Here is a 3,929-nt window from a genome sequence, read left to right on the forward strand (position 1 = left end):
AGACTTCGAGTCGATCCCTTAGCGACCCGTTGAGGGCGCAATCGGGAAACAGCCCTACGTCAAGGCTTGGTTCAGACCTCCGAGGGGAGAATCAGTCTCGATGTTCAGAGGTCGAGCCATGCAGGTGCAGTGATGGCATTTCAGACAGAAAATACCCCAGCGTCTCCCGCCGCCGTGCCTGGCGACCACGTCACGGCAGCGGGCCCCTTCGGGGCCGACGGTATCGTCGCTGCGCGGCTGGCCATTTCCGCCCTTCTTCCGTTGTATGCAAAAACGATCTCCAGGGACGGCAAGCTTCAGCCCGAGAGCCTGTTTTGCATCGCCGGGGCGCTCGCGGGATTCGCCGCGCAATATGCCGTGCGTCAGGAGATGGCCGATGCCGGCGGCATTGATGCGCACGCTGCGGTGGTCACGCAAGCGCCGGGCTCGCCGATCGATCCGGCCTCGCATGCCGACGACGTGGTGATCGCGCAGGCGCCGAACGGCGAGCGCTACTACTTCTCCGATCGGATCAACAGGCTGCTGATGCCCGACCGGCTCGAAAGCATGTCGGCCTATTCGGTTCTCGGCGGGCAGGCGATGCGGCTCGGCGCGGCCAGATCGGAGCTGCCCGATTGCTTTACCATGCTGGAGCGCGCCGCAAGCACGATGGGCACCTCCGAGTTCGGTGTCTTCCGCGGCCCGGCCGGTCATGTCCCGGCCATGCCGGCACGTCGGGCGATCGAGATCTTCTGGCCCGCGACGCTGACGGCGTTCTCGCGCGAGCCGGTTGTGCCGGTGCCGGGATTCAAGCTCTTGCCGCCCCGGCTCTGGGCGGTCGCGCTCGCGATGATCGCGGCGACCTACATGGAGATGGTCAAGGGCGCGCTCACCCCGGCGCTGGCACTGGCGATCTTCATGGAAGCCGCAATTCCGATGTCGAAGATCGACCAGGCCGCCGTGCATTTCGTCCGGGATACCACGCATTGAGGCCGGATGAGACGATGTCCGGCCCGAGCCTGAGCAGGGCGAAGGTGCTCGCTCTGATCGGCTTGGGCTACGTCGCCTCGGTCGCTGGCGGCGTCGCGGCCGTCGTCGTCGTCGACATGCTGATCCGAGATGACGTCAAGGATGCCTCAGGCGGCATGGTCGCGTTCGGCGAGATGATCGTCTTCGTGCTGGCGACAGGCGTCCTCAGCCTGGTGCCGACCTGGTTCCTGCTCAAGCTATGCGTCGCGATGATTCCGCGCGCTCTGGTCGCCGCCGAACTGCTCATCGCTGCGACCGGCCCCGTGAGTTGGCTTGCGGTGCGGGACATGGCGACCGGTGCCAGTCCGCAGGGCCTGCCTCAGGCTCTCGTCCAATTGCTGGGCCTGCTCATCCCGCTCGTCGCGATGCCGCGCATGGCCTTTGGCCCGGTCCTCCTGGTGACGGAGGCTGCGACCTTCGTCCTGATGCGCGAGCGATCGACACGCGCGCTCCTTGTCGGCGCGATGCTGATGGACCTCGTTCCGCTCGCGATGTTCGCGTTGCACATCGCGGCGGCGCTTCCCCGCTAGGAGCGAAGCCCGGCAATTACGTTCCGCAAAACGTCTGGCACACCCGCTCTTCCGGTTTTGGCGGGGCCTGATAGGCGGCATATTCCGGCTGGTCCTCGAACGGCTTCGCTAGCACCTTCACCAGCTCTTCGAACGGCGCGTAGTCGTCATTGGTCATGGCCGATTGGATCACGGCCTCAATGCGATGGTTGCGCGGGATGAAGGCGGGATTGACGCTGCGCATCAGCGCCTGCCGCTCGGACGGCGCCTGAGGTTCAGCGGCCGAGCGCTGGCGCCAGCGCGCTGCCCATTGGTCGAAGGCGGCGGGGTCGGTGAACAGGGCGCGGGCGTCGTCCGCGGAGACGTCGGCAGCAAGGCCGGATAGCTTGCGGAAGGTGAGGGTGAAGTCGGCGCCGTTCTTCGCCATGGCGTCGAGCAAATCCTGGATCAGCGCCTCGTCGCCGTCGCGCTGCGTGAACAGGCCGACCTTGCTGCGCAGGCCGGCCTGATAGGCGGCGCTGAATTTTTCCGAGAACTCGCCCAGGATTTCCTGTGCCTCGGCGATCCCCTTCTCCTGATCGTCGGAGAACAAGGGCAGCAGGCATTCGGCGAGCCGGGTCAGATTCCACAGCGCGATCCGCGGCTGGTTGCCATAGGCGTAGCGGCCCATCTCGTCGATCGAGGAAAACACCTGAGCCGGATCGTAGGCATCCATGAAGGCGCAGGGGCCGTAATCGATGGTCTCGCCGGAGATCGAGGTGTTGTCGGTGTTCATCACGCCGTGGATGAAGCCGACCAAGAGCCAGCGCGCGATGAGATCCGCCTGGCGCGCGACGACAAAACCGAGCAACGCGTGATAGGGCCGCTCGATGCCGGCGAGCTCGGGATAGTGCCTGGCGATGACGTGATCGGCGAGCGCGCGTACCGCCTCGGTGTCGCGGCGGACGGCAAAATACTGGAAGGTGCCGACGCGGATGTGGCTCGCGGCAACGCGCGTCAGCACCGCGCCTGGCAGCGCGGTCTCGCGCAGCACATGCTCGCCGGTGACGACGGCGGCGAGCGAGCGCGTGGTCGGGATGCCCAGCGCAAACATCGCTTCGCTCACGACATATTCACGCAGCACCGGTCCAAGCGCGGCGCGGCCGTCGCCGCGGCGGGAGAACGGGGTAGGGCCACTTCCCTTGAGCTGGATGTCGCGGCGGACGCCGTCCTTGTCGATGACCTCGCCGAGCAGAACGGCGCGGCCGTCGCCGAGCTGGGGAACGAAATGCCCGAACTGGTGGCCGGCATAGGCCATGGCGATCGGATCGGCGCCGGCCGGAACCGTCTTTCCGGCGAGGATTTCGGTCCCCTCCGGCGTCTCCAAAAGGTCCGGATCGAGCCCGAGCTGGAGGGCGAGCGGCCGGTTCAGCTTGATCAGCCGGGGGGCGGCCACCGGGGTCGGCGCGACGCGGGCAAAAAAGCTGTCCGGCAGGGCCGCATAGGAGTTCTGGAACGGGAAATGGACAGTCATGAGGGTAAGATAGGCCTCCGCCGGCAATCGGCAAAGGCTCAGGCCGTCCGTTGCCAAAAATGGGCGTCCCGGGCGCAAAAACAGGAAGCCGCCTTGGTTGCCGCCCCCGGCCTCGTCGGGTAAACCCTCCCGCACTTCGGACAGGCCTTTAGGCCCTCCGATTCGATCCTTTCCAACACCAGTTCTGGGACTTCCATGCATCGCTACCGGTCACATACATGCGGCGCGCTCCGCGACAGCCATATCGGCGAGACGGTCCGCCTCTCGGGCTGGGTCCATCGTGTCCGCGACCATGGCGGCGTGCTGTTCATCGACCTGCGCGATCATTACGGCCTGACCCAGTGCGTGGTGGACCCGGATTCGCCCGCGTTCGGGCAGGCCGAGAAGCTGCGCTCGGAATGGGTGGTGCGGATGGACGGCAAGGCCCGCCGGCGCCCGGAAGGCACCGACAATGACGACCTGCCGACCGGCAAGGTCGAGGTCTATGTCAGCGAGATCGAGGTGCTGGGACCGGCCGGCGAATTGCCGCTGCCGGTGTTCGGCGACCAGGAATATCCGGAGGACATCCGGCTCAAATACCGCTTCCTCGACCTGCGCCGCGAGAAGCTGCACCAGAACATCATGACGCGCGGCGCGATCATCGATTCCATGCGGCGGCGCATGAAGGAGCAGGGCTTTTTCGAATTCCAGACGCCGATCCTGACCGCGTCCTCGCCCGAAGGCGCGCGCGACTTTCTGGTGCCGTCGCGCATCCATCCCGGGAAGTTCTACGCCCTGCCGCAGGCGCCTCAGCAATACAAGCAGCTCCTGATGATGTCGGGCTTCGACCGCTATTTCCAGATCGCGCCGTGCTTCCGCGACGAGGACCCGCGCGCCGACCGCCTGCCGGGCGAGTTCTA

Annotated in this window: 4 protein-coding genes; 3 read left to right on the top strand and 1 reads right to left on the bottom strand. The window is 66.1% G+C overall.

Annotated elements, in window-relative coordinates:
• Positions 1 to 261 precede the first annotated feature (261 nt).
• Both KGM94_RS24110 and KGM94_RS24115 read left to right on the top strand, forming a co-directional pair.
• A complete protein-coding gene (locus KGM94_RS24110; protein ID WP_300264893.1) occupies positions 262 to 969 on the top strand; it encodes a hypothetical protein in 708 nt (235 codons plus the stop codon).
• A gap of 14 nt (positions 970 to 983) precedes the next feature.
• Complete coding sequence (locus KGM94_RS24115; protein ID WP_300264896.1) at positions 984 to 1,538, top strand: hypothetical protein; 555 nt, start codon at positions 984 to 986, stop codon at positions 1,536 to 1,538.
• A 16-nt stretch (positions 1,539 to 1,554) separates the two neighbouring features.
• Here the strand turns inward: KGM94_RS24115 and KGM94_RS24120 are convergent, their stop codons facing one another.
• Positions 1,555 to 3,030 (bottom strand): protein adenylyltransferase SelO, encoded by a 1,476-nt coding sequence (locus tag KGM94_RS24120; RefSeq protein WP_300264899.1) that lies wholly within the window; start codon positions 3,028 to 3,030, stop codon positions 1,555 to 1,557.
• A gap of 195 nt (positions 3,031 to 3,225) precedes the next feature.
• Between KGM94_RS24120 and KGM94_RS24125 the strand changes: the two genes are divergently transcribed.
• On the top strand, positions 3,226 to 3,929 hold a 704-nt coding region (locus KGM94_RS24125; protein WP_300264901.1), incomplete at its 3' end, for an amino acid--tRNA ligase-related protein.

Origin of the sequence: Bradyrhizobium sp. (assembly GCF_028868675.1) — a bacterium.
GTDB lineage: Bacteria > Pseudomonadota > Alphaproteobacteria > Rhizobiales > Xanthobacteraceae > Bradyrhizobium.

Coding starts and splice junctions, on each gene's coding strand:
- KGM94_RS24115 (WP_300264896.1), top strand. CDS start 984: ATGTCCGGCCCGAGCCTGAGCAGGGCGAAGGTGCTCGCTCTGATCGGC.
- KGM94_RS24120 (WP_300264899.1), bottom strand. CDS start 3,030: ATGACTGTCCATTTCCCGTTCCAGAACTCCTATGCGGCCCTGCCGGAC.